Source organism: Bradyrhizobium sp. CSA112, assembly GCF_029051645.1.
GTDB lineage: Bacteria > Pseudomonadota > Alphaproteobacteria > Rhizobiales > Xanthobacteraceae > Bradyrhizobium.
In genome coordinates this window covers 166,656-191,868 of sequence record NZ_JAACFS010000012.1, presented here as the reverse complement: position 1 = coordinate 191,868, position 25,213 = coordinate 166,656, and the positions used below count along the sequence as shown (strand labels likewise).

At 63.9% G+C, this 25,213-nt stretch carries 25 protein-coding genes and 1 pseudogene; 12 read left to right on the top strand and 14 right to left on the bottom strand.

The features are described from left to right. Window positions 1-954: pseudogene (locus tag GWE18_RS21415) on the top strand (caspase family protein); the annotation flags it as partial. 61 nt (window positions 955-1,015) lie between these two features. Here the strand turns inward: GWE18_RS21415 and GWE18_RS21410 are convergent. Beyond that, complete coding sequence (locus GWE18_RS21410) at window positions 1,016-1,696, bottom strand: DUF1345 domain-containing protein (RefSeq protein WP_275187680.1); 681 nt, start codon at window positions 1,694-1,696, stop codon at window positions 1,016-1,018. A 20-nt stretch (window positions 1,697-1,716) separates the two neighbouring features. Continuing rightward, entirely contained in the window at window positions 1,717-2,637 is a 921-nt protein-coding gene (locus GWE18_RS21405; protein ID WP_275187679.1) for a polyprenyl synthetase family protein, read from the bottom strand. Window positions 2,638-2,822: 185 nt separating this feature from the next. Here GWE18_RS21405 and mtgA point away from each other — a divergent pair, with 185 nt between their 5' ends. From mtgA to GWE18_RS21390, 3 genes are all read left to right on the top strand, one after another. Then, entirely contained in the window at window positions 2,823-3,494 is a 672-nt protein-coding gene (mtgA, locus tag GWE18_RS21400; protein ID WP_275187678.1) for a monofunctional biosynthetic peptidoglycan transglycosylase, read from the top strand. 153 nt (window positions 3,495-3,647) lie between these two features. Then, complete coding sequence (gene rpmF / locus GWE18_RS21395; protein WP_028347701.1) at window positions 3,648-3,830, top strand: 50S ribosomal protein L32; 183 nt, start codon at window positions 3,648-3,650, stop codon at window positions 3,828-3,830. A gap of 134 nt (window positions 3,831-3,964) precedes the next feature. Beyond that, a complete protein-coding gene (locus GWE18_RS21390; protein ID WP_275187677.1) occupies window positions 3,965-4,747 on the top strand; it encodes a hypothetical protein in 783 nt (260 codons plus the stop codon). A 1-nt stretch (window position 4,748) separates the two neighbouring features. Here GWE18_RS21390 and GWE18_RS21385 read toward each other — a convergent pair whose 3' ends face one another. After that, on the bottom strand, window positions 4,749-5,036 hold the full coding sequence (locus GWE18_RS21385) for a hypothetical protein (protein WP_275187676.1): 288 nt from the start codon (window positions 5,034-5,036) through the stop codon (window positions 4,749-4,751). Window positions 5,037-5,270: 234 nt separating this feature from the next. Here GWE18_RS21385 and GWE18_RS21380 point away from each other — a divergent pair, with 234 nt between their 5' ends. Continuing rightward, entirely contained in the window at window positions 5,271-6,962 is a 1,692-nt protein-coding gene (locus tag GWE18_RS21380; RefSeq protein WP_275187675.1) for a bifunctional diguanylate cyclase/phosphodiesterase, read from the top strand. A 165-nt stretch (window positions 6,963-7,127) separates the two neighbouring features. Here the strand turns inward: GWE18_RS21380 and phaR are convergent, their stop codons facing one another. Next, window positions 7,128-7,727, bottom strand: coding sequence for a polyhydroxyalkanoate synthesis repressor PhaR (gene phaR, locus GWE18_RS21375; protein WP_057854942.1), 600 nt, complete (start codon window positions 7,725-7,727; stop codon window positions 7,128-7,130). Window positions 7,728-8,046: 319 nt separating this feature from the next. On the opposite strand from phaR, the gene GWE18_RS21370 reads away from it, so the two are divergent. The 3 genes from GWE18_RS21370 (at window position 8,047) to GWE18_RS21360 (ending at window position 11,190) form a co-directional block, all read left to right on the top strand. Further along, the gene (locus tag GWE18_RS21370) at window positions 8,047-9,225 is read left to right on the top strand and encodes an acetyl-CoA C-acetyltransferase (RefSeq protein ID WP_275187674.1); all 1,179 of its coding nucleotides are present in this window, start codon (window positions 8,047-8,049) and stop codon (window positions 9,223-9,225) included. A 207-nt stretch (window positions 9,226-9,432) separates the two neighbouring features. Next, window positions 9,433-10,158, top strand: a complete 726-nt coding sequence (gene phbB, locus GWE18_RS21365) for an acetoacetyl-CoA reductase (protein ID WP_275187673.1) — start codon at window positions 9,433-9,435, stop codon at window positions 10,156-10,158. A gap of 156 nt (window positions 10,159-10,314) precedes the next feature. Beyond that, on the top strand, window positions 10,315-11,190 hold the full coding sequence (locus GWE18_RS21360) for an EamA family transporter (protein ID WP_275187672.1): 876 nt from the start codon (window positions 10,315-10,317) through the stop codon (window positions 11,188-11,190). Window positions 11,191-11,266: 76 nt separating this feature from the next. On the opposite strand, the gene GWE18_RS21355 is transcribed toward GWE18_RS21360, so the two are convergent. Next, window positions 11,267-11,701, bottom strand: coding sequence for a cupin domain-containing protein (locus GWE18_RS21355; protein ID WP_275187671.1), 435 nt, complete (start codon window positions 11,699-11,701; stop codon window positions 11,267-11,269). Next, window positions 11,701-12,468, bottom strand: a complete 768-nt coding sequence (gene gloB / locus GWE18_RS21350) for a hydroxyacylglutathione hydrolase (protein ID WP_275187670.1) — start codon at window positions 12,466-12,468, stop codon at window positions 11,701-11,703. The genes GWE18_RS21355 and gloB overlap by 1 nt, the downstream gene beginning before the upstream one ends. A gap of 201 nt (window positions 12,469-12,669) precedes the next feature. On the opposite strand from gloB, the gene GWE18_RS21345 reads away from it, so the two are divergent. Then, window positions 12,670-13,416: a methyltransferase domain-containing protein gene (locus GWE18_RS21345; protein ID WP_275187669.1), complete on the top strand. Its 747-nt coding sequence runs from the start codon at window positions 12,670-12,672 to the stop codon at window positions 13,414-13,416. A 168-nt stretch (window positions 13,417-13,584) separates the two neighbouring features. Here the strand turns inward: GWE18_RS21345 and GWE18_RS21340 are convergent, their stop codons facing one another. The 5 genes from GWE18_RS21340 to GWE18_RS21320 form a co-directional block, all read right to left on the bottom strand. After that, entirely contained in the window at window positions 13,585-14,337 is a 753-nt protein-coding gene (locus tag GWE18_RS21340; protein WP_275187668.1) for a DUF4167 domain-containing protein, read from the bottom strand. A gap of 487 nt (window positions 14,338-14,824) precedes the next feature. Beyond that, entirely contained in the window at window positions 14,825-15,709 is an 885-nt protein-coding gene (gene prmC / locus GWE18_RS21335) for a peptide chain release factor N(5)-glutamine methyltransferase (protein ID WP_275187667.1), read from the bottom strand. 202 nt (window positions 15,710-15,911) lie between these two features. Beyond that, window positions 15,912-16,991 carry a peptide chain release factor 1 gene (prfA, locus tag GWE18_RS21330; RefSeq protein WP_275187666.1) on the bottom strand — a complete coding sequence of 360 codons (1,080 nt, stop codon included), beginning with the start codon at window positions 16,989-16,991 and terminating at the stop codon, window positions 15,912-15,914. Window positions 16,992-17,046: 55 nt separating this feature from the next. Beyond that, on the bottom strand, window positions 17,047-19,314 hold the full coding sequence (ptsP, locus tag GWE18_RS21325; RefSeq protein WP_275187665.1) for a phosphoenolpyruvate--protein phosphotransferase: 2,268 nt from the start codon (window positions 19,312-19,314) through the stop codon (window positions 17,047-17,049). Between the two features lie 326 nt (window positions 19,315-19,640). Next, window positions 19,641-20,894 carry an aspartate kinase gene (locus tag GWE18_RS21320; protein WP_275187664.1) on the bottom strand — a complete coding sequence of 418 codons (1,254 nt, stop codon included), beginning with the start codon at window positions 20,892-20,894 and terminating at the stop codon, window positions 19,641-19,643. Between the two features lie 174 nt (window positions 20,895-21,068). Between GWE18_RS21320 and GWE18_RS21315 the strand changes: the two genes are divergently transcribed. From GWE18_RS21315 to GWE18_RS21305, 3 genes are all read left to right on the top strand, one after another. Further along, window positions 21,069-21,548, top strand: coding sequence for a PH domain-containing protein (locus GWE18_RS21315; protein WP_275187663.1), 480 nt, complete (start codon window positions 21,069-21,071; stop codon window positions 21,546-21,548). Between the two features lie 3 nt (window positions 21,549-21,551). Beyond that, window positions 21,552-22,310: a bifunctional 2-polyprenyl-6-hydroxyphenol methylase/3-demethylubiquinol 3-O-methyltransferase UbiG gene (ubiG, locus tag GWE18_RS21310; RefSeq protein WP_275187662.1), complete on the top strand. Its 759-nt coding sequence runs from the start codon at window positions 21,552-21,554 to the stop codon at window positions 22,308-22,310. Between the two features lie 239 nt (window positions 22,311-22,549). Further along, a complete protein-coding gene (locus tag GWE18_RS21305) occupies window positions 22,550-23,449 on the top strand; it encodes a DMT family transporter (protein ID WP_275187661.1) in 900 nt (299 codons plus the stop codon). A gap of 115 nt (window positions 23,450-23,564) precedes the next feature. Here GWE18_RS21305 and GWE18_RS21300 read toward each other — a convergent pair whose 3' ends face one another. The 3 genes from GWE18_RS21300 to grxC are packed head-to-tail and all read right to left on the bottom strand — an operon-like array spanning window position 23,565 to window position 25,179. Beyond that, window positions 23,565-24,035 (bottom strand): DUF1178 family protein, encoded by a 471-nt coding sequence (locus tag GWE18_RS21300; protein ID WP_275187660.1) that lies wholly within the window; start codon window positions 24,033-24,035, stop codon window positions 23,565-23,567. Continuing rightward, window positions 24,032-24,910 carry a carbon-nitrogen hydrolase family protein gene (locus GWE18_RS21295; RefSeq protein ID WP_275187659.1) on the bottom strand — a complete coding sequence of 293 codons (879 nt, stop codon included), beginning with the start codon at window positions 24,908-24,910 and terminating at the stop codon, window positions 24,032-24,034. The genes GWE18_RS21300 and GWE18_RS21295 overlap by 4 nt, the downstream gene beginning before the upstream one ends. Next, entirely contained in the window at window positions 24,907-25,179 is a 273-nt protein-coding gene (grxC, locus tag GWE18_RS21290; protein WP_275187658.1) for a glutaredoxin 3, read from the bottom strand. The genes GWE18_RS21295 and grxC overlap by 4 nt, the downstream gene beginning before the upstream one ends. Between the last annotated feature and the right edge of the window lie 34 nt (window positions 25,180-25,213).

The window sequence follows — 25,213 nt, the reverse complement described above, 5'->3', positions numbered from 1 at the left end:
GCGCAGGCCGAAGCACGTCGTGACTACGAACTTGCGCTGCAGATCGGCAACAAGAGCGCGCTCAACGCCTTCCTCACGCAATATCCCGATGGCTTCTACGCCAGTCTTGCCAAGCTTCAGCTCGACAAGATCGCCGCCGAGGATGCGCGCGTCGCCGCGACCGAGAAAGCGCGGCTGGCCGAGCAGGAGCGGGCACGGCTCGCCGCCGAGGGCGCCCAGAAGTCGCAACAGGCAAAGGCCGAAGCGGAAGCCAAAGCTGCCGAGCAGGCGCGCATCGCGGCCGAAAAGGCCAAGCAGGTGGCGCAGGACCAGGCGGCCGCGGCCGAGCAGAAGCGTGTCGCCGCCGAAAGCGCCGCCGCCGACAAGGCGTCATCTCCGGCACCCGCCGACAAGGACAAAGCGGTCAACCTTGCGGCCCTCACCGCAGGGCCGCCGCAAGCCGAAATCACCAAGTCGGTGCAGGCCGAATTGCGGCGGGTCGGCTGCCTGACCGGCAACGCCGATGGCAACTGGAATCGCGCCTCGCAGCGGTCGCTGACCCTGTTCAACCGCTACGCCGGAACCAAGCTCGACACCAAGGTCGCCAGCGTCGATACGCTCGATACGATCAAGCTGAAGCCGTCACGGGTGTGCCCGCTGGTCTGCGAACACGGCTTCAAGGCCGAGGGTGAGCGTTGCACCAAGATTGTCTGTGCCGAGGGCTCGTTCCTCAACGACGACAACGAATGCGAGAAGCGTAGCGCCAGGAAGCCGGTCGCCAAGCGTGAGAGGCCCGAGCCGCGGCAGACGCTGGAAGCCAGGCCGTATCAGGCGCCGCGGGGCAGGCAGGCCACCGCCGGGCGTTATCAGGGACGGGATCCGAGCATCGGCGCCAATGGCCGCCCGCTCACCGGCCTCGAACGCCAGCAAGGCTGCAATAGCTACCAGGCCATCATGTCGGGCGTGTGCCCGTAACGGCGGCCGGCATCAGATCAAGTCCACATTGGCGCCGCGACAGCGGGGTCAATGTGGTTTTTCAAATCGCGCTCGCCGCGATGTTCACCATCAATGCCAGCAGCGCCGTGTTGAACACGAACGAGACGATGCCGTGCACGGTCGCGGTGCGGCGGATGATCCTGTCGGTGATGCCGACGTCGGAAACCTGCGCGGTCATGCCGATCACGAACGAAAAGTAGACGAAGTCCCAATAGTCCGCATCCTCGTGCGCGCCGCCGCTCGGGAACTGCAGGCCGCCGGAGTTGCTGCCGCGGTAGAAATCATGCGCGTAGTGCAGCGCAAAGGCGGTATGCACCAGCGCCCATGACAACACGATCGTCACCGTCGCCAGGATCAGCCCGGCCGGATTGCCTTTCGAGGCGCCGAGCTCGAGCACGATCGCGCCAAGGCTCGCGAGGGCGCCAAATGCGGTCAACAACAGGATCAGGAAGCGCCCGTCGTCCTGCAACACTGCGCTGCGGCGGATATGGGCGACGTCGCAGCGCAGCATCATGATGTAGGCAAGTGCGAGATACAGTACGGCGAAGCCATCCCAGCCGACGACCAGCCGCGTTGGTAGCCGCAACGTGCCGGGCAGCAGCCAGAACGCGATGACGCCTACCGCGAGCGCGATGAAGGTGCGCGGCCTGCCGTATACCACGCGGACCAGCAGCGGCAGGTTCCGGAACCGAACAAGGTGCTCTTCGAATTCCTTGCTCATCCGCCGCCTTTAAATGCTCGCTAGTTCTTGCGCTCCGCGACGAAGCGCGCGGCTGCCCGCAATACGTCGCCCTTAGTTCCGAATATCGAAAGCGCCGAATCGGCGCGCGCCAGCAGGTCGCGCACGCGCTGCTTGGCGCCGTCGATGCCGAGCTGGGTAACGAAGGTGGTCTTGCCGAGCGCCGCATCCTGCCCGGTTTGCTTGCCGAGCGCCGCCGCGTCGCCTTCGACGTCGAGCAGGTCGTCGGCGATCTGGAACGCCTCGCCGAGCGCGCGACCGTAATCGTCGAGCGCCTGATACTCTTTCTGCGTGGACTGGCCGAGAATCGCGCCGGCGATACAGCCATAGCGGAGCAGCGCGCCGGTCTTCATCTGCTGTAGCCGCGCCACGTCGACCGGTTCGCGGTCGCCGAACCGTCCCTCGCCGGCAAGGTCGAGGATCTGGCCGCCGACCATGCCGCCAATGCCGGAGGCGCGCGCCAGCGCGCGCGTCAAGAGCAGGCGCACAGTGGCGTCCTTGTGGATCTCGTCGCGGGTGACGATGTCGAACGCCAGCGTCAACAGCCCGTCGCCGGCGAGGATCGCGGTGGCGTCGTCGGTCTCCTTATGCAGCGTGGGCCGGCCGCGCCGCAGGTCGCTGTTGTCCATCGCCGGCAGATCGTCATGGATCAGCGAATAGCAATGGATGCATTCCAGCGCCGCGCCGACCAGCAAGGAGGCCTCGCGGGGAACACCGAACACCGCTGAACTTTCGGCCACCAGAAAGGGCCGCAGCCGCTTGCCGCCGCCGAGGCTGGAATAGCGCATCGCGTCCATCAGCCGTTTCGGCCGCGCGATCTCTTCGGGCAACAGCGCATCGGACAACAGCTCGGCCAGCAGGGCTTCGGTGTCCTCCGCGGTCTGGTCCAGTCGTTTGGCAAAATCGGCAGTGGCGGTCGTCATTAAGAATAGCTCCAGATCAATTTGGCCGGACAATGTTTGATGGCGGGCGCTTCGTCAATTCCATGACGAGGATCACAGCGCCTTAAAATGGGCTGGAAAAACCACGAAATATCATGGAGATGTCACTTGGATGGGGCCTATTGACAGGTCCCTGGCCGGCTTGGGCAGAACCGGAAGCATCGAATTTGCGGATTGTCCGAATTTTACTGCTGATCCTGCTGGCGGTGGTGCTACTGCCCTATCTGGTGACGCCGCTCTATCGTACCGGCCATCCGGTCTCGACGCTGATGGTTTGGCGCTGGCTCAAGGGCGCGCCGGTGTCGCGGCAATGGATCGATTTCAAAGCGATTTCGCCCTACCTGCCGCGCTCGGTGGTGGGGTCCGAGGACGCCAAATTCTGCAGCCATCGCGGCATCGATTGGGGCGCCTTGCAGGATGCGATCGACGATGCCGAGGACGGCGAGCCCGCCCGCGGCGGATCGACCATCACCCAGCAGGTCGCCAAGAACCTGTTCCTGTGGCCCGGCCGCAGCGTAGTCCGCAAGGCGCTGGAACTGCCGCTCGCGATGTGGATCGATCTGATGCTGCCCAAGCAGCGGATCCTGGAAATCTATCTCAACATCGCCGAACTCGGGCCTTCAGGACAGTTCGGGGCGGAAGCTGGTTCCCTTTACGCTTTCGGCCGCCCGGCCGCTTCGCTTTCGGCGCGTGAGGCCGCATTGCTGGCGGCGATCCTGCCCAATCCTGTCAGGCGAAGCGCCCGCAATCCCGGCCCCGGGGTGCGCCGTCTGGCCGGGACCTATATGGCGCGGGCAGGTGCAGTACAGCGCTGCTGGAGCGAAAATCGTGCTTTTTGAGCCAATTTTCGGCCGCTTTAACCGCAAGCTGGCCTAGCTTTACGCCATGCCATCCTCTATAAGCGCGGCCTTATCGGCATCGCAGCCCGTGCGCGAAGCGCTGGGCCGTCCGGTCTCGGACAATGCCTCCGACAACACCCCTAGAGGATCGTTATGGCCGTTCCCAGAAGAAAAACATCGCCCTCGCGGCGTGGCATGCGCCGCTCGGCGGACGCGCTGAAGAAGCCGACCTATGCCGAGGACAAGGATTCCGGCGAATTGCGCCGTCCGCACCACCTCGACCTGAAGACCGGCATGTACAAGGGCCGGCAGGTGCTGAAGAAGAAGGAATCCTGATCGGGTTCGGGGGACAAGGCGCTGCTTCTGGCGGCGTCCGCCCGAATCTGGCCAACGAGTGGGCCAAAGGTTCCCTAAGGCGAAGCGATGCTTCGCCGGGGACATTCCGGTTTTCCTAGGAAGGCGCGATACCCATGGTCGGTTTTCCGCTGCTTCTGATTCCGCTCGCGATCTACAACATCATCGTCTTCCTGATGCCCACCGTTGCCTTCACCGATCCGCTGGTGAAGCTGACGTTGATGTCGGGCGCGGAATGGACGGTGACGCTGAGCGACGTGCTGCTTACGCTCGCCATCCTGCTGCTGCTCGCCGAGGTCATCAAGGGCGCGCGGCCCGGTGCGAAGTACCTGACTGACCATCTGCTGTCGCTGATCGTGTTCGGCGCGGCCGCGGCCGAATTCATGCTGTGGCCGAAATTCGGCACTTCGACCTATTTCCTGCTGACGGCGCTGTCGCTGGTGGATTTCCTCTCCGGCCTCGCCTTGCGCACGCGGCGCCGTGCTGTCGCGGTAGCGGCGGCGCCTACGCCTGCGGCGGCGCGTGTGGCAAAGGAAGCCGAGGCCGAAAAAGTCGAAAAAGTCGAAAAAGTCGAGGCAGCGCCTGCGGCTGAGCCCAAACCGGCGCCCGCACCGGCAGCTCCGCCTGCGCCTGCCGCGCCAGCGGTACCAGCGGCAACATCGGTCGCCGAATCCGTGCTGCAGGATCACCCCGAACCGAAACCGGCGCAGCCTGCCGTCGAACCGAAACCGGCGCAGCCTGCTGTCGCGCGCGAGGCGGCCTCGGTCGTACCCGAGGCGCCCTCGCCGAAAACGCCTTCACCGGAAGTCCCGTCGCCCGAAGTCCCGTCGCCCGGCATTCAGCCGGGCTCTCCGCCATCACCGGACAAGCCGGAAAAGCCGGACACGCCTCAGAGCTGATCTAGATGGTTTGCCGCGTCCGGAAGCCGATGCCGCAGCGCCGGATCTGGCTGGCGCCATAGGCCGTCTGCGCATCCGCCGGCGAGGCCCGTCTCAGGCTGCGGGTTTGCGGTGCCTGGTCGGCGGTTGCGATCAACTGCGCGAGGAAGGTTGGATCGGGCCGCGGCGTGGCCGCTCTCTGTGACCAGTGCACGGACTGGGTTACCGGCACCAGCTCGACGCAGGCCGGCTCGTCGAGATTGGCGAACTCGCCGTCCAAAATTTCCTCTGATCGATCGATATCCAGCATCGCACACCGCAACCGGGCTAATCTGTCACGTTTTGGGACGTTCCGCCCCACCTGCGATCTGACCTCGCAAGGCCTATGCCGTTCCCTTCCGATCCGTTCCCCTCTGGCGCGGGAAGTCTGTGAAACATGGTTTCCGGATTATTTATGAACTTAGCCTAGCCTCTCGTTCCGAACAGCCACTATCCTAAAAGCTTAAGGGAATCACCCGGCGGTGTCCCGAATCGAGGCGTCCTGATGCTCTCTGTCCCGCAAGCCTCCAGCATCCTTGCCTCGCTGGGCCAGGCGGCCTTCGTCTGGGACCTGACAGCGGACGCTATCGCCTGGAGCGACAATGTAGGCTCAGTCTTCACCGACATCCCGGCGGAAGCACTGACAAGCGGCACAGCCTTCGCCAAGCTGATCGAGCCATTCCGTTCGGTCCGCACGGACGCGCTCGCGCAATCAGCGCCGGCGCGGGGCGGCGAAGGCGTCGCCTACCGGATCGAATATGGCGTGCGGGCTTCCGCCTCGGCGCCGGTGCTCTGGATCGAGGAAACCGGGTGCTGGTTTGCAGGGCCCGACGGCAAACCGGTGCGCGCGCAAGGCATCGTCCGTATCAACAACGAGCGCCACGCCCGCGACGAGCAGCTCATGCGGCTGTCGCGGCACGATCCGCTGACCGGTGAACTCAATCGCACGCATCTCATCGCCTCACTGGCGGAATCGATCGAAGAAACCATGCGTTTCCGATCGTCTTCCGCCTTCATGCTGATCGGTATCGATCATCTGGCGCGCGTCAACGATGCCTTTGGCTTCGACGTGGCGGACGCCGTGATCGCCGAAGTCGGAAAGCGGATCCGCGCCAAGCTGCGGGCCGGCGACCTGCTCGGGCGGTTCTCCGGCAACAAGTTGGGGCTGATCTTGAGGAACTGCACCGTCGACGACACCAATATCGCAGCCGAGCGCTTCCTGGCGGGGATCCGCGACGAGGTAATCCCGACCAAATCCGGCCCGGTCTCGGTGACGGCCTCGATCGGCGCGATCACCATCCCGCGCTACGCCCGCAACGCCGATGAGGCGATCAATCGCGCCCAGGAAACGCTCGACGGCGCCAAGCGCCGCCGCGCCGGATCGTTCTCGCTATGGCGGCCGAATGTCGAACGCGACGCCCAGCGCCGCGTCAACATCCGCGTCACCGACGAGATCGTCACCGCGCTCAACGAGCGCCGCATCGTCACGGCGTTCGAGCCGGTGGTCGAAGCGCGCTCGCGGCAGCCGGCGTTCTACGAGTGCCTGGTGCGGATGGAGCAGGCGGACGGCCAGGCGCTGCTGGCACCCGACATCGTTCCGGTCGCCGAGCGATTGGGCCTGATCCGGCTGGTCGACCATCGCGTACTCGAACTTGCGATCGCCGAACTCGCGGCGTCGCCGAACGTGCGGCTCAGCCTCAATATCTCGCCCGACACCACGATGGACCCGGATTGGTGGACCGGAATCGAATCGCTGATGCGCGCCCATCCCGGCGCCGGCGAACGGCTGATCGTCGAAATCACCGAAACGGTGGCGATCCAGGACATCGACGACGTCCGCGGCTTCGTGACCCGCTTGAAGAATTTCGGCAGCCAGATTGCGATCGACGATTTCGGCGCCGGCTACACATCATTCCGAAACCTGCGCAAGCTCGGCGTCGACATCGTGAAGATCGACGGCGCCTTTGTGCAGAACATCGCACGCTCCGCGGACGACCGCGCTTTCGTGCATACGCTGATCGATCTGGCGAACCGCCTGCAGATCAAGACTGTCGCGGAATGGGTGCAGGACGAAGAAGCCGCCGTGATGCTGCGCGAATGGGGCTGCGATTACATCCAGGGCCGCCTGATCGGGCTGGCCTCGCCGCAGCGGCCGTGGGCCATGGCGGGAGATGCGGCGCTGCCGGCGGCGGGCTGATCGTCTTCTCGCGTTGAAAAAATCTCTCCGTCGTCCCCGCGAACGCGGGGACCCATACGCTGCGGCCTATCGGTGAGGCGATGGACGTAGAGATCTTCAGTAACAACAACAGCCGGTGGCTATGGGTCCCCGCGTTCGCGGGGACGACGAGGGACTGAGCCCTCTCTACTCTTCCTTCTTCGGCTCTTTCGACATGCGCTCGAGGCGTTCCTGCATGTCCTTCATCTGGCGGCGAAGGTCGTCGATGTTGTCTTCGTCGGGTGCGGGCTCCGGCGCCTTCTCCGGCTCGGACGAAGTCGATCCGGGGCGCGGCGGCACGAACGGTTTGAACATCGAAAACGTCTGCTGAAACAATTCCATGTTGCGGCGGACATGTTCTTCGAGCGGGGCAAACGGCGTTCCGCTGAACGTGTTGGTAAGCTGCTTGCGGAATTTTTCCTGTTCGCGCGTCAGCGTGTCGATCGACTGCTCCAGATATTTCGGCACCACCATCTGCATGCTGTCGCCGTAGAAGCGGATCAACTGCCGCAGGAAAGTGGTGGGCAGCAGATTTTGTCCGGCCTTGTTTTCCTGCTCGAAGATGATCTGCGCCAGCACCTGACGGGTGATGTCATCGCCGGTCTTGGCGTCATAGACGAGAAAATCCTCGCCTTCCTTCACCATCGCTGCGAGATCTTCGAGCGTCACATAGGTGCTGGTGCCGGTATTATAGAGCCGCCGGTTAGCATATTTCTTGATGGTCGTAGGTTGGTCTGACTTTGCCATAAGCTCACACATCGACACCGAGAGCGGGGGAACCCGACGGCATCGCCGACGGGCAGACGAGCAACGCAACGCAGCAAAGTAAGCATTTTCAATGCGGTTCGGCTACCGTTTTGTGCGGCACGGTTAATTCCAAGGCATGGACGCTGCTATGGAAACCCTCACGTGGATCAATTTGAATGCGCCGCGGCAGGAATTTGGGCCGTGGCCGATTGACATGGGTGGACGAGGTTAACAGGATAAGGTGAGAGACAGGCCCGGCATCCGGCCCGCCCGCCGTCGAAGAAACCTCAAGCCCAAGAAACCCCATAAGGAGATGTCCATGTCAGACGATGTCGTCATCGTCAGCGCCGCTCGCACCCCGGTCGGCAGCTTCAACGGCGCGTTCGCCACCACCCCGGCCCATGATCTCGGCGCCGTCGCTATCAAGGCTGCGCTGGAGCGCGCGGGCGTCGAGCCGGGCCAGGTCTCCGAAGTCATCATGGGCCAGATCCTCACCGCGGCGCAGGGCCAGAACCCGGCCCGCCAGGCTTCGATCAACGCCGGCATTCCAGTCGAGAGCCCGGCCTGGGGCGTCAACCAGCTCTGCGGAAGCGGCCTGCGCTCGGTCGCGCTTGGCTATCAGGCCCTGCTCAACGGCGATTCCTCGATCGTCGTCGCCGGCGGCCAGGAATCCATGAGCATGGCCCCGCATGCCCAATACTTGCGTGGCGGCGTCAAGATGGGCGGCCTGGAGCTGGTCGACACCATGATCAAGGACGGCCTGTGGGATGCCTTCAACGGCTATCACATGGGCAACACCGCCGAGAACGTTGCCAGGCAGTGGCAGATCACCCGCGCCCAGCAGGACGAGTTCGCCGTCAACTCGCAGCAGAAGGCCGAGGCCGCGCAGAAGGCCGGCAAGTTCAAGGACGAGATCGTCGCCGTAACCATCAAGACCCGCAAGGGCGACGTGGTGGTCGACACCGACGAATATCCCCGCCACGGCGCGACGCTGGAGTCGATGGCCAAGCTGAAGCCGGCCTTCGAGAAGGACGGCACCGTGACCGCCGGTAGCGCGTCGGGCATCAATGACGGTGCGGCGGCCGTCGTGCTGATGACCGCCAAGGAAGCGGCCAAGCAGGGCAAGAAGCCGCTCGCCCGCATCGTGTCGTGGGGCCAGGCTGGCGTCGATCCCAAGATCATGGGCTCCGGTCCGATCCCGGCCTCGCGCGCCGCCCTGAAGCGCGCCGGCTGGAGCGTCGGCGACCTCGACCTGATCGAGGCCAACGAGGCGTTCGCGGCGCAGGCCTGTGCGGTCAACAAGGACCTCGGCTGGGATACCAGCAAGGTCAACGTCAACGGCGGCGCGATCGCGATCGGTCACCCGATCGGCGCGTCGGGCGCGCGCGTGCTGGTCACACTGCTGCACGAGATGCAGAAGCGTGACGCCAAGAAAGGCCTCGCCACGCTCTGCATCGGCGGCGGCATGGGCATCGCGATGTGCATTGCACGCGACTGAACTAAAGGCAGCGTGATCGGTTGAATGATGAAAAGATCATCTCGTAACCGACGCTCGAATTGGTAAAGATGAAATGCCCGGTCTCGCGCCGGGCATTTTTCATCTTGCGCAAGCGTTTTCAACAACGCTTCAAACCAAAGGCAGAGCTTCGTCAAAAGACCGGGACAATTCCGGCATAGAAAGAAGACCACCAAGGAGGACTACGACATGGCACGTGTTGCATTGGTTACTGGGGGTACGAGGGGCATCGGCGCGGCGATCAGCAAGGCGCTGAAAGCTGCAGGCTACAAGGTTGCGGCGAGCTACGCCGGCAACGATGCCGCCGCCGAGAAATTCAAATCCGAAACCGGCATCCCCGTCTATAAATGGGACGTCTCTTCGTTCGATGCCTGCGCCGAAGGCATCAAGAAGGTCGAGGCCGATCTCGGACCCGTGGACGTGCTCGTCAACAATGCCGGCATCACCAAGGACGGCGCCTTCCACAAGATGACGCTCGATCAGTGGAACGCGGTCATCAACACCAATCTCGGCTCGCTGTTCAACATGACGCGCCCGGTGATCGAGGGCATGCGCGCTCGCAAGTTCGGCCGCATCATCAACATCTCCTCGATCAACGGCCAGAAGGGCCAGTTCGGCCAGGTCAACTATTCCGCGGCCAAGGCCGGCGACATCGGTTTCACCAAGGCGCTCGCGCTGGAGAACGCCAAGGGCGGCATCACCGTGAACGCGATCTGCCCCGGCTACATCAACACCGAGATGGTGCAGGCGGTGCCTAAGGACGTGCTGGAGAAGAGCATTCTGCCGCTGATCCCGATCAATCGTCTCGGCGAGCCCGAAGAGATTGCCCGCGCAGTGGTGTTCCTGGCTGCCGACGAGGCAAGCGGCATCACCGGCTCGACCATGACGATCAACGGCGGGCAGTACTTGGTGTGATGGCGTCTCGTCATCGCATGGCTGTTGCATGTCGCAACGGCTCGTAAAAAGTCGTCACGCCCGGGCTTGTCCCGGGCAGCCACGTCTTTACAACCAGCGACAAGAAAAGACGTGGATGGCCGGGACAAGCCCGGCCATGACGAGAGAACTCTGCCTATGGCTATCCGCACCGCTACGCTGATCGGACTGACCGCGATCCTGATGTGGTCGCTATTGTCAGTGTTGACGGTTGCGACCGGAAAGATCCCGGCGTTCCAGCTCGCCGCCATGACGTTTGCAATCGGTGCTTTGGTCGCCTTCGCAAGTTTCCTGTTCAGGCCCTCCGCCTTTGGGGCCTTGAAGCAGCCGCCGGTCGCCTGGGTCGTCGGCGTCGGGGGATTGTTCGGCTATCACGCGCTGTATTTCCTCGCGCTGCGTTACGCGCCGCCGGCCGAGGCCGGCCTCTTGAACTATCTCTGGCCACTGCTGATCGTGCTGTTCTCGTCGCTGCTGCCGGGCGAACGGCTGGCGCCGCATCACATCGTCGGTGCGTTGCTCGGGCTTGTCGGCACGGTGCTGCTGTTTGCCGGCAATGGGGTCAGCGGGTTCGCGCCCGGGCAGATACCGGGACTGGCGGCGGCCTTCGTCGCGGCTTTTGTGTGGGCGGCGTATTCGGTGATGTCGCGCAAGCTCAAGGCCGTGCCGACCGATGCGGTGGCAGGCTTCTGCCTCGCCACCGCGCTGCTGGCCGCGCTCGTGCACGGCATGGTGGAGAAGACGGTGTGGCCGGAAACGATCGGGCAATGGCTTGCCGTCATCGCGCTTGGCGTCGGCCCTGTCGGTGCCGCGTTCTTCGTCTGGGATATCGGCATGAAGCGCGGCGACATCCGCGTGCTCGGCGCCGCGTCCTACGCGACGCCGCTACTCTCGACAGCGTTTTTGATCCTGGCCGGCTTCGCGCAAGCCACCGCCACGATCGCCGTCGCCGCAATCCTGATCGCCGGCGGCGGCCTGATTGCGGCAAAGGATATGGTGTGGAGGAAAAGACTGTAGGATGGGTGGAGCGCAGCGATACCCATCATCTCACCGCGCGGATGCAATTGATGGGTTTCGCTTCGCTCCACCCATCCTACGAAGATGGCTCCCAATCCTTCGGTGCCAGCTCAAACTTCGAAAATTCAAATCCTGGCGCCACCGTGCAGCCGACCAGCGTCCAACTGCCGGTGCTCTCGGCTGCCTGCCAGGCGTGCGGCGGGACGATCGCCTGCGGCTCTTCGCCGGCTGTGAGATCCGCGCCGAGCTTTACAATGCGTCGGCCTTTGCCGTCGGCGATCTGCAGAGTCAGCGCGCTACCGGCGTAATAATGCCAGGTCTCCACCGCGTCGATGCGATGCCAGTGCGAGCGTTCGCCGCGCGCCAGCAGGAAATAGATCGCGGTCGATCGTGAACGCCCATCGGCGTCCACGCTTTCGTCGCGAAACGTCTCGCGATAGTGCCCGCCTTCGGGATGCGGCTTCAGGTCGAGCCGCGCGATGATCTCGGCGGCTTCTTTCGAGAGCGCCATCAGGACTTGTTCTTGCGTTCGCGGAGTTCGCCGAATACTTCGGTTGCGCTCGCGCCTTTCATGTGCAGCTTGGCTGCCACCGACGGCTCGTCGGCGCGCAGGAATACGTTGGCTTTTTTTTCTTCGCCCAAGAGCACCGGGATCGTCGGCTTGTTCTCTGCACGCAGTCGCGTCACTTCCTGCGCGCGCGCCTGCAGCGTGGGGTTGTCGTCGTCGACGGTGAGTGCGAACTTGACGTTGGACGCGGTATATTCATGGCCGCAATAGAGTTTGAAATCGTCGGGCAGCGCGCGCAGCTTCAACAGCGAGTCCCACATCATCGGATAGGTGCCCTCGAACACCCGGCCGCAGCCGATCGAGAACAGCGTGTCGGCGGCAAACACCGCCTTTTCGGTATCGAACACGTAGGAGATATGATCGAGCGTATGGCCGGGCGTTTCCAGCACCCGCGCCAACAGGCTGCCCACCTTGATCACGTCGCCATGGGCCGCGCGCAGGTCGACATTGGCGATCTTGGTGGACTTGTCGTTGGGGGCAACGACCCGGCAGTTATATTTCTGCTTCAGTTCGGCGACGCCGCCGACATGGTCGTGATGGTGGTGGGTGACGAGAATATCCGTCAGCGTCCAGCCCTCGCGCTCAAGCGCCTTGATGATCGGTGCGGCTTCCGGCGCGTCGATCGATGCGGTGGCCTTGGTCGCGGGATCGTGGATCAGATAGCCGAAATTGTCGCTGAGGCAGGTGAAAGTGCGAATTTCTGCGGCCATGATTGCTCCGTGAGTAAGGCTTTCAGCCCCATTGTTTGAGCATGATCTCCGCGCAAACGCGTTCCGCGTTTGTCGCGAGGGAAAGCCGGCTTCCACTTTTCCGGATCATGCTCCAATTCCCCAGAAATATGGCGTTAACGCTGGCGCGGCAATGCCATTTTCGGCGCGCCGTAACGAAACACGGTGTGGTAGATTACGCTCATGACCATCGACGTCATCGATCTCCGCGACTTCTATTCGCAGCGCCTCGGCGTCGTCGCGCGGCAGTTGATCAACCGCGGCATCCGGGCGCGCTGGCCTGATGCGGCAGGGCAGCGTGTACTTGGGCTCGGTTATCCGACGCCCTATCTCGGCCTGTTTCGCGAGGATTCCGAGCGCTGCATCGCCTTCATGCCGGCGGCGCAAGGCGTCTTGAAATGGCCGACGGGGCGGCCGGCACTGGCTTCCCTGATCGATGAATTCTCGATGCCATTGCCGGACGCTGCGGTGGACCGGATCCTGCTGGTCCACGCGCTGGAAATGTCCGACGATCCGGAGCGCTTGCTGCGCGAGGTGTGGCGCGTGCTGGCGCCGTCTGGCCGCCTGATCGCGGTGATCCCGAACAGGCGTGGCGTGTGGACGCGCACCGACAATACGCCGTTCGGTCACGGCCGGCCCTATTCGCGTGCGCAGATCACCCAATTGCTGCGGCAAACCTGGTTCACGCCGGCGGCGTGGGGCGAGGCGCTGTTCGTGCCGCCGGTCGGCAATAGCTGGTTTTTGCGCTCGGCCATGGCATGGGAGCGTGTCGGCGCCGCGCTGTCGCTGCCGTTCGCAGGCGTCCATATCGTGGAAGCGACCAAGCAGGTCTACCGCGCGATCCCCGCGGGCCGCGAACGCGCGCGGCTGATTCCCTCGCTGGAGCCGGTGCTGGTGCCGTCGTCGACGGCGACAAGGGATAAGGCGTAGTCTATCCGCTCGTCGTCCCTGCGAACGCAGGGACCCATAACCACCGTCGGTATTTGTTTAGAAGATCGTCCACCCGCGCGCCTCAAATGACGGCCGCGGCGTATGGGTCCCCGCGTTCGCGGGGACGACGATATCGGTCGCGGGGACGACAAGATGTCGAGCGACTACCTACTCATTCCCCGGATTGAAATCTTCGCTCGGGGCGGCTGGCGCGGCCATGCTGTCGGGGCGCGGGCCATGCGGCCGGCGGCGCCGGCGCGGGAAACGCTCGCCGCCACGGCCCTCTTCATACCCGCCGGGCGTGCCGTTCACCTGCGGCTGCGGGCCGGTGATGAAGGAGGGCAGGCGATCGACGCCGCCGGTATCGGCAATCACCGGCTGCGGCTGGGGTTGCGGCTGATATTGCGGCTGCGGACGGTGCTCGCGCTCACGGTCCCGCTCGCGATGTTCGCGCGGCTGCTGGTCGCGTTGATAGGGCTGGCCATCGCCGCGCTGTTCACGCGGATTGTTGTCGCGGACGTAGGGCTGCGGCTGCTGGGGGACGAAGCCCGGCTCCTGGCCGAAATGCGAGAAGCTCTCGCCATCGTCGTCACCGTCTTCCGTCGGCGGCGTCTCGGCGTCGATGCGCGGCTGCGGCTGGTTCTGCCGGAACTGCTCCTGCGCGGCGGCGATCAGGCGGAAATAGTGTTCGGCATGCTGGTAGTAATTCTCGGCCGCGACCGGGTCGCCGGAGGAGCGCGCGTCGCGCGCCAACTGAACGTATTTTTCGGCGACGTGCGAGGCCGTGCCGCGGATTTTGATATCGGGCCCGTTCGATTCGAACACCCGGGTCATCGGGTTTTGACCACGCCGGTTATTATTGTTGTTATTATTGTTGTTATTCCGGTTACGCATCCGCTTGTTGTTTTGACCGTTTCTCATGTCTCGCCTTTATTCCAGCCCTGAAGTTATGCAGTTGCCGTTGTAACCTGATCCGACCCGGCGCGCTCTGGCGCACCGAATCACGGTGCCGTTCAGTTTCATGTCATCGATGTCGCCAACCATCGCGTTCAGCAAAGACGCGTTCCCCACCCGACGGCGTTCATCCGCGCGCCGGACCAAATCATTCAGCCTGCCAAAACCAGCCTAATCGTCTTGCGTGACGGCTTCGCGTGACCGGCTGTTGCGTAAGTCTTCAACCGCAATATCAGGCTTTCGTTCGCTTTGCGGTCGAGAGCAGCACAGCTCTAGCTATTGCGCTCGATTCGACCTGCGTTTTGGAACCTTTCACCCGGCGGGCTCTCATTCGAGAACTCTGGCCTCACCCGCGTAACCTTACGGGGCCAGCAACCCTGGACCGATGTTGTGGGCGGAACGTAGTCGCTCCCGGGGAATATTCCAAGGGGTTTTTTTGCGTTTGAAAGGGACTTTATCGGGCCATTTTGTGGCCTGCGACGGCCCTCGGAATGCCCGCCAGATCGGCTTTGGGGGCGGGCGCAGGCTTTAACCCGGCGGCCGTCATCAGGGCCTGGATTGGGCCGCTTTGACCCTCACCGGCCTCCACGATCAGGGCGGCGCCCGGCGCCAGAAGGCCGGCCGCCTGGGGGATCAGCGTGCGGTAGGCATCGAGCCCGTCTGCGCCGCCATCGAGTGCGGCCAGCGGATCATGATCCCTCACCTCCACCGCCAGACCGCCGATATCGGCCGAGCGGATATAGGGCGGATTCGAGACGATCAGATCAAACGGACCGGACAGTCCGCACGCATAATCGCAGGCGATGAAGGTCGCGCGCTCCGACAACCCGGCGCGGGCCGCATTGGCGGCCGCGGTTCGCAGCGCTGCTTCGGAGATGTCGGTTCCGAATCCCTTTGCCGCCGGCAACTCGGACAACAGCGCGAGAAGAATTGCGCCGGAGCCGGTGCCGAGATCGGCGATGCGCAGGGGACGATTGAGATCGCCGCTCGCGCGCAACAGTTCCAGCCCCAGTTCGATCACCGTCTCGGTATCGGGCCGCGGCACCAGCGTCGCGGACGAAAGTTGCAGCGGCAGGCCCCAAAACTCCCTCTCGCCGAGAATGCGTGCGACCGGTTCACCCGCGAGACGGCGACGGACGAATTCTTCGAGGCGTGTCGATTCGTCCGGCGTTAGTTGGCGCTGCGCGGCCGTGATCAAGCCGGTCAGATCGAGACCGAGCGCGTGACCGATCAGAAGCCGCGCGTCGAGCTCGGCGGAATCGATGGCGGCCGATTTGAGTCTCGCGGTGAGCGCGCGCCGGGCAGTTTCGATGGTCTGGTTGGCTGGGGAGGCCGTCATGCGGCGTCCTCGCGCGCAACCATCCTCGTGTCGTCCCTGCGAAAGCAGGGACCCATACGCCGTGACCTCTCGATTGAGGCGGTGTGGGTTGATATCTTTCGTTGCAACGAAAGCCTGTGGGTATGGGTCCCTGCGTTCGCAGGGACGACGTTAGAACTGTTGATGGGTCCGCGCGTTCGCGGGGACGACAGCCGGATGGTCCTCACGCCGCCGCGCCTTGCGCGGCAAGCTGGGCGGCCTGATGCTCGGTGGTCAGCGCTTCGATCAGCTCGCCCAGCGCTTCGCCCGCGATCACCTGAGGCAGCTTGTAGAGCGTCAGGTTGATGCGGTGGTCGGTGACGCGGCCTTGCGGGAAATTATAGGTGCGGATGCGCTCGGAACGATCTCCGGAGCCGACCTTCTCCTTGCGATCGGCGGAGCGCGCGGCATCGACGCGCTGGCGCTCGGCGTCGTAGATGCGCGAACGCAGGATGTTCATCGCGGAAGCCCGATTCTTGTGCTGCGAGCGACTGTCCTGCATCATGACGACGATGCCGGTCGGAATATGGGTGATGCGGATCGCCGATTCGGTCTTGTTGACGTGCTGACCGCCGGCGCCTTGCGCACGCATGGTCTCGATCCTTAAGTCCTCGTTCTTGATGTCGACATCGACATCCTCAACTTCGGGCAGCACCGCCACCGTTGCCGCGGAGGTGTGAATGCGCCCCTGCGTTTCGGTGTCGGGCACGCGCTGCACGCGGTGCACGCCGGATTCGAACTTCAGCTTGGCGAATGCACCGCGGCCCTGCACCTCCGCGATGATTTCCTTGAAGCCGCCCATGGTGCCTTCGGAGGCCGAGATCACCTCGACCTTCCAGCCCTGCAGGCTGGCAAACCGCTCATACATCCGGAACAGGTCGCCGGCGAACAGCGAGGCCTCGTCGCCGCCGGTGCCGGCACGGATTTCCAGCATCACGTTGCGGTCGTCCATGGCGTCCTTGGGCAGCAGCGCCACGCGAATCTTCTGCTCCAGCTCGGCGACGCGCGCTTGCAGCGTTTCGAGCTCGGCTTCGGCCATGCTGCGCATCTCGGGGTCGGTGGCGGCGTCAGCCAGCAGCGATTCGGCGCCCGAAATTTCCGCCCGTGCCACGCGATAGGCCTTTACGGCGTCGATCAGCGGATTGAGCTCGGCGAGCTCGCGCGTGATCTGGACGTATTTTTCGGAGTTCACCTGGCCCAGCAGCTCGGCCTCCAACGAGGCGTGGTGGGCGAGCAGGATATCGAGTTTGGCTTCGGGTAGCATGGCGTTGTTCTCAAGGAGCGGATGCGGGCGGCAGCGTTGTCGGGACTGAGCCTCGCTACAACGACAGCCCCTCTGCTTCCGCGAATTCCGTCAGCTTCTGCCGGATCGAGACGCTGCCGGCCGGCGCGTCGAGCAGTGGCATCATGACAGCCTCGGCCTTTTTGGCGTCGAGGTCGAGGATCATCGCCTTCACCGGACCATGGGCGGTGGCCGACAGCGACAGCGAGCGGTAGCCTAGCGCGATCAGCGCCAGCGCGCCGAGCGGCTTTGAGGCCATCTCGCCGCACAGCGATGCCATCTTCTTCGCCGCCTGCGCCTTGCGCACGATGTCGCGCAGCGCACGCATGATCGGCGCCGACATGGTGTCGAACCGCTCGGAAACCTTGGCGTTGCCGCGGTCGACCGCGAACATGAACTGGAACAAATCGTTCGAGCCGACCGAAACGAAATCGACCTTCTTGAGGAGCTCGTCGAGCTGATAAAGCAGCGCCGGTACCTCGACCATGGTGCCGACGTCGATGCGTTCCGGCAGCGCATGGCCATGCTGGCGCAGATAGGTCAGTTCGCGCTCAACGATCGCTTTGGCGGAATCGAACTCTGCGACGTCAGATACCATCGGAAACATGATCTTCAGCGCGCGGCCGCCGCCGGCCCGCAGCAGCGCGCGGATCTGGCCGCGTAGCAATCCCGGCCGGTCGAGCCCGAGCCGGATCGCGCGCCAGCCGAGCGCGGGATTTTCCTCGATCACGGTCTCCATATAGGGCAGCGCCTTGTCGCCGCCAATATCGAGAGTGCGGAACGTGACCGGTTTGGAGCCCGCGGCGTCCAGCACTGTACGGTAGAGCGCAAGCTGGTCGGAAGAGCGCGGCAGGCTCTGGCCGACCATGAACTGCAACTCGGTACGGAACAGGCCGATGCCGGCGCTGCCGGTGTCGTCGATATGCGGCAGGTCGATCGCAAGGCCCGCGTTGATCATCAGCTCGACCGGTTGGCCATCCTTGGTGACGCAGGGCTTGTCGCGCAGCGCGGCATACTGCGCCTGCCGGCGGGCACGGAACCGCACCCGCTCGGCGTAGGCCGATTCGATCTCGGCCGAGGGGCGGACATAGATCGAGCCCGAGGTGCCGTCGACGATGATCGGGTCGCCGGGATCGGCGATGCCGGGCGCGTTCGGCACTTCGCCGACGGCGGGAATGCCGAGCGCGCGCGCCACGATCGAGACGTGGGAGTTGGCGGTGCCTTCCTCCAGCACCAGGCCGCGCAGCCGCTTGCGGTCGTAGTCGAGCAGCGCCGCCGGTCCCATCGCGCGCGCGATCAGGATGGCGTTTTCGGGCAGCTGTTCGCGCGACGGCGCGTGATCCTGTCCGACCAGTTGCCGCATCAGGCGATGGCCGAGGTCTTCCAGGTCGTGCAGGCGGTCGCGCAGATAGGGATCGGTCGAGCGCAGCATGCGCGCGCGGGTATCGGATTGCACGCGTTCGACGGCGGCTTCCGCAGTGAGGCCGGTGGCGACCGCCTCATGCAGCTTATGCGACCAGCCGTGGTCGTTGGCGAACATCCGGTAGGCTTCCAGCACGTCGCGGTGCTCGCCGCTGTCGGCGACGTCGCCGCGCTCCAGCATGCGGTCGAGGTCGGCGCGCAGCTTGGTCAGCGCTGCGTCGAGCTTCTTTATTTCCTTCGGCAGGTCTTCGGCGATGTAGTTGGTGATGACGACGCGCGGCTCGTGCAGCACGACATGGCCGAGCGCGATGCCGTCGGAAAGGATCGCGCCGGTCTTGTGCAGGGAATGCCGCGCCGCCGGTTCCGCGCCGGGCTGCGCCAGCGCCGCCAGTTCGCCGGAGGCGATCATCTCCGCCAGCACCATGGCGGTGGTCTGCAGCGCCTCGACCTCTTCCTCGACATAGGTGCGTTTGGCGCGGTTCTGCACCACGAGCACGCCGAGCGTATTGCCGGCGCGCAGGATCGGCACGCCGAGGAACGAATGGTAGATTTCTTCGCCGGTTTCCGGGCGGAACGAGAACGCCGGATGGCTTTGCGCGTCGGAGAGGTTGAGCGGGCTCGCCTCGCTGGCGACGAGGCCGACGAGGCCTTCATGCGCGTTCAGCACCGTCCGGTGCACCGCGTCGCGGTTCAGACCTTCGGTCGCATAAAGTTCGAGCGTGTTATCGATGCGCAGCACGTAGCAGGAGCAGACCTCGGCCACCATGTTGGCCGCGATCAGCACCACGATCTTGTCCAGGCGCTCCTGGGCCGAGACCTTCTCCGCCATGGTTTCGCGGAGCCGTCTCAACAAGACGCGGGGACCTCCCGACGCGCTCCGCATGTGCTGGTATCCTCCCCCGCAAGGCCAGCCCGCCGGGTGGCCGGTAGCTGGCGTGAAACGCACGAAAAACAACAAATTTAATTCATTCGGCGCCGCCGCAGGCACCTGATCCCGGCCGAATCGGATCGCCAAAACCATGGCACAAGTTTGCGGCGCCCACCTCACAGGCCGTATAGCCAATCGAGGCTTGCTTTGCCAAGCAAAACGCCTGCCAGAAGCAATAACGTGTGTGTCAGGGCAGCGATGCTGCGCCAGCGAAGCGCATGATCTGCCAAACCATAGCCGTAGGCGATCAGACCATGCGCTAAATTTGAGAGAAAATTGTTCTAAGCCTGGTCGAGCCCGTAGAGCGTGTGCAGGGTGCGCACCGCGAGTTCGGTATAGGCGGCATCGATCAGCACCGAAAACTTGATCTCGGAGGTGGTAATGGCGCGGATGTTGATATTGCGCCCGGCCAGCGCGGTGAACGCCTGCGCCGCGACGCCGGCATGGCTGCGCATGCCGCTGCCGATCACGGAAACCTTCGCTACGTCAGTTGCGCTGTCGAGCCGGGCGTAGCCGATCTTGGCTTTGGCCGAGCTGATGGTGTCGCGGGCGCGGTTATAGTCGGACGCCGGAACAGTGAAGGTGAGGTCGGTGGTCTTGCCGTCCTCGGAGACGTTCTGGACGATCATGTCGACATTGATGTTGGCTTCCGCCAACGGCCCGAAGATTGCAGCGGCAACGCCCGGCTTGTCCTCGATCTGGCGTACGGAAATCTGGGCTTCGTCCTTGGAGAAGGCGATGCCGGTGACGACGTGGCTTTCCATGATTTCCTCCTCGCTGCAGATCAGCGTGCCCGGCGGCGTGCCGTGCGGGTCGATATCCTCTGGCTTGTCGAAGCTGGAACGGACGAACACAGGTATGTTGTGTACCATGCCGAGTTCCACCGAGCGCACCTGCAGGACCTTGGCACCCTGCGAAGCCAGTTCCAGCATGTCCTCGAACGCGATCTTGTCGAGCCGCCGCGCCTTTGGAACCACGCGGGGGTCGGTGGTGTAGACGCCGTCGACGTCGGTATAGATGTCGCAGCGGTCGGCGCGGATCGCGGCGGCAATCGCTACCGCCGATGTGTCCGAACCGCCGCGCCCCAGCGTGGTGAGCCGGTTGGTCTGCGGATTGATGCCCTGAAAGCCGGCAATGACGGCGACCTCCTGGCGGTCCTGGAAACGGCTGATGATCTCTGCGCCGTCGATCTCGAGAATCCGCGCCGACGCATGAGCGTCGGAAGTCCGGATCGGGATCTGCCAGCCCTGCCACGAGCGCGCCTGGATGCCCATGCCTTGAAGCACGATAGCGAGCAACCCCGACGTGACCTGCTCGCCGGATGCCACGATGGCGTCATATTCGCGCGCGTCGTGCATCGGCGAGGCGTCGCGGCACCATTCCACCAGCTCGTTGGTCTTGCCGGCCATGGCCGACACGACAACGGCGACATGATGCCCGGCATCGACCTCGCGCTTGACGTGACGCGCGACGTTGCGGATTCGGTCGATATTGGCGACGGACGTACCGCCGAATTTCATCACGAGGCGGCCCATGACGACGCGTGCATTCCCTGTGAGGATAAGTTAGATGACCCGCACGGAAATTGGAGCGCCCGGGCCAAAAGCGGCGTATACATAGCGGCGCGGTCCGGAGCAAGCAACCAGCTTCGTTTTCGGCCCAAATTGGCGCAAAATTGCTGTGGTAGCGGGTTAATTCAAGGCAGGCGTATGGGCCGTTATATCGACGAAATCCTGCAGCCCGGGGAAAGGGTGCTGTATTCGACCAACGCGCACTGGATATTTTTCTTGCCGGCGATCATTGGCTGGATTGTAGCGGGCGTATTCCTGGTGATCTCGGGTATGGTGCCAGCGGGCCCATCCGTGCTGATCTGTCTGTCGCTGGCGGGGATATCAGCCATCGCTGCGTTGTACAAAACGGCCACCGCCTGGTTCCATCGATGGACCACCGAGACCGACGTCACCAATTTCCGTATCGTCCACAAGACCGGCTTTATTCAGCGGCAGACGTTCGAGATGAGTGTGGACAAGGTCGAGAGCGTCGACGTCAACCAGAGCATCCTCGGCCGCCTCCTCAACTACGGCGACGTGACGGTCTTTGGGGTCGGCGAGGGTGGCAAGACCCTCGACACCATTGCGTCGCCGCTGACATTTCGCAATGCCATCACGGCACGACCGGCCGGTACCTAAGTCATGGCCATGCAGCAAAACGCTTCCGCCGCCACTGGCAGCACGGTCGACCCGGCTGAAGTCGCAAAATTCTCGAAATTGTCGGAGGAGTGGTGGGACCCCAGGGGCAAGATGGCCCCGCTGCACAAGATCAATCCGCTGCGGCTCGCCTATATCCGTGATGCCGCCTGCCGCAAGTTCGATCGCAACGCCAGGAGCCTGAGCTGCCTGTCGGGCCTGCGCATCCTCGATATCGGCTGCGGCGCCGGGCTGCTGTGCGAGCCGTTCACGAGGCTGGGCGCACAGGTGATCGGGATCGATCCGTCTCCCACCAACATCGCCGCCGCCAAGCTGCATGCCGACAAGGGGCATTTGTCGATCGACTACCGCTGCACCACTGTCGAGGCGATGGATGTGCGCGAGCGCTTCGACATCGTGCTGGCGATGGAGGTGATCGAGCACGTCACCGACGTCGGCGCGTTCCTTGCGCGCTGCGCGGCAATGGTCAAGCCGGGCGGCATGATGGTGGTCTCGACGCTGAACCGCAACTGGAAGAGTTTTGCGCTTGCGATCGTCGGCGCGGAATATGTGCTGCGCTGGCTGCCGCGTGGCACCCATCAATGGGACAAATTCGTCACCCCGGACGAACTCGCGCAGCATCTCGCCCACAACCGCCTCACCATCACCGAGCAGGCCGGCGTGATCTACAACCCGCTCGCCGACCGATGGAGCATCTCGTCCGACATGGACGTGAACTACATGGTGGTGGCGGAGGGGGTGTAGTTAGCCCCATATCTATCGTCGTCCCTGCGAACGCAGGGACCCATAACCACATCTGTTTGTTGTTGCGCGAAAGCCGTCGACCCGCGGAATAAGATTGAGAAGCCGCGGCGTATGGGTCCCTGCGTTCGCAGGGACGACAGCGGGTTTGTGGCGTGCGCGCAATCCTGTCATGACGCTGCTCCCGTTGACCTAACGCATCCCGACCGGCACGGTACGATAGCCTCCCGCCGGTATTTCCCATGCTCTCCGTCGCCTCCCTCTGGATTCCCTTCACCATCATCGCTGCGCTTGGGCAGGTCGCGCGCAATGCGATGCAGCGGTCGCTGACAGCGCCGCTCGGGACCTGGGGCGCGACCAATATCCGCTTCCTGTTCGGCTTTCCGTTCTCGCTGGTCTTCTTTGCCGTAGTGATTGCCTTTACTGGCGACAGCGTGCCGTGGCCGACAGCTATATTCTGGCCGTGGCTGCTGCTGGGCGCGCTCAGTCAGATCGTCGCCACCGGTCTGATGCTGCTCGCTATGAACGACCGCTCCTTCGTCGTGACCACGGCTTATCTGAAGACAGAGGCGATCCAGACCGCGATCTTCGGATTCATTTTCCTCGGCGATCACCTGACGTTGTTGAAAGTGGTCGCAATCATGATTGCGACCATCGGCGTGGTCATCACCGCGCTGCGGCCGGGTGGAGGAAAGGGCTTTGCCGAGTTGAAGCCGACCATCATCGGCCTGGTCGCCGCCGGTTGCTTCGCGCTCTCGGCGATCGGCTTTCGCGGCGCAATCATCACGGTGCCCGGCGTCTCCTTTGTGACGGCGGCGTCGTTCACGCTGGTGTTCGGACTGTTCGTGCAGACGTTGGTGCTGACGGTCTATCTCTTGGTCCGCGCGCCCGACGTGCTCAAGAAAATCCTGGGGCTATGGAAACCCTCGATGCTTGCGGGCTTCATGGGTGCGTTCGCCTCGCAGTTCTGGTTCCTGGCATTTGCACTGACGGCGGCCGCCAATGTGCGCACGTTGGCGCTGGTCGAGGTGCTGTTCGCGCAAGCGGTGTCGTACTACTCGTTCAAGCAGCCATTATCGGCGCGTGAACTATCCGGCATCGTCCTGATCGTGGCCGGCGTGGCGTTATTGGTGGCGGTGTAATTCGGGGGCCGTAGGGTGGGCAAAGGCGCATTTGCGCCGTGCCCACCATTCTTAATCGCGTGAGACAATGGTGGGCACGCTTCGCTTTGCCCACCCTACGAAACCGCTTTACGCGTCAATTCCGATCGTCCGGCAGCACCGGCAGTGGGGAGACCTCGACGCCTTCTTCAATCAACGCGCGCGCTTCATCTGGCGAGGCCTCGCCGTAGATCGGGCGATGTTCGATATCGCCGTAGTGCATCTTGCGCGCCTCGTTGGGGAAGCGCTCGCCGACATTGTCGGCGTTCTTGATGATGTGGTCGCGCAATTCCTTCAGCTTCGCGCGCAGCTCGCGCTCCTGCGCCATCAACAGTGGCGTCGATTCCGATGCCGGCGCATCCGCGGGCGCGGCCGGCGCGGGCACGGCCGCCTCGCGACCTTTACGGGTGACGATCTGCGGAGCCATGATGGCGCGCTCGACCTTCACCGAGCCACAGGCCGGGCAGCTCACCAGCTTGCGCTTTTCCTGGGTCTCGTAGGCCGCCGAGCTCTGAAACCAGCTTTCGAAAGCATGGCCCCGCTCGCAGCGAAGGTTGTAGCGGATCATGCCGAGCCCCGGACGAGGTGCAGATGCTCCGGGCCGGCCTTGGGGTCGGCAATGCCGAAGCGCCTGCCATGCTGCAGCGACGGCACGGCTCTCCGCGCCGTCTCGACCTTGGATGTATCGATCGCGGCGAGGAACACGCCGGGCTCGGCGCCGCCCTCGGCGAGAATTTCGCCCCAGGGGGCGATGATCAGCGAATGGCCGTAGGTCTCGCGCTTGTTTTCGTGCATGCCGGCCTGCGCTGCGGCGAACACGAAGCAGCCGTTCTCGATGGCGCGGGCGCGAAGCAGCGTGTGCCAGTGCGCCTCGCCGGTCTTTTTCGTGAACGCAGACGGCACCGTGAGGAACGACGCGCCGGCTTCGGCAAGCGCGCGATAGAGCGCCGGAAAACGCACGTCGTAGCAGATCGTCAGTCCGATGCGGCCCCACGGCAGATCCGAGATCACGGCCGTCTCGCCCGGCTGGTAATTGGCGGATTCGCGATAGCTCTCGCCGCCGGGCAGGTCGATGTCGAACATATGGATCTTGTCGTAGCTGGCGAGCAAATTGCCGTCAGGTCCGATCAGGAACGAACGATTGACGGCGCGTTCCGGCGAGAAGCGCAGCGCCAGCGAGCCGATATGGAGATGGATCTTCAGTTCCGCGGCCAGCGCGCGATAGGCTTTCAGCGAGAGGTCGTCCTGCTCCGTGGCGAGATGCTCGAACAGCGCCTTGCGGTTCAGTTGCATCATGTTGCTCACCTCGGGAGTGAGCACGTAGTCGGCGCCTTGCGCGGCGGCCTCACGGATCAGCCCGATGCCCTGCTCGAGGCTCGGCTCGGGCAACAGCCCGGTGCGCATCTGCACCATGGCAGCGGTAAAGGTCGAGCCAGCGTTCATGAGGAGGCCTCTTCTCCCGCCAGCAAGCCATCCAGCTTGCCCGCGCGGTCCAGCGCATAAAGCTCGTCACAGCCGCCGACATGGGTTGTGCCGATGAAAATCTGCGGAAAGGTCGAACCATCGCCGGCGCGGTCGTACATCTGCGCGCGATAGGCGGGGTCGGTCGCCACGCTCAATTCGATGAACGCGGCATTCTTGCGCGTCAGCAGCGATTTGGCGGCGGTGCAATAGCCGCAGCCCGGGCGGGTGTAGATTTCAATGGCAGTCATGGCGCGCTCTGATTTGGCAAGTTCTTGAATTACA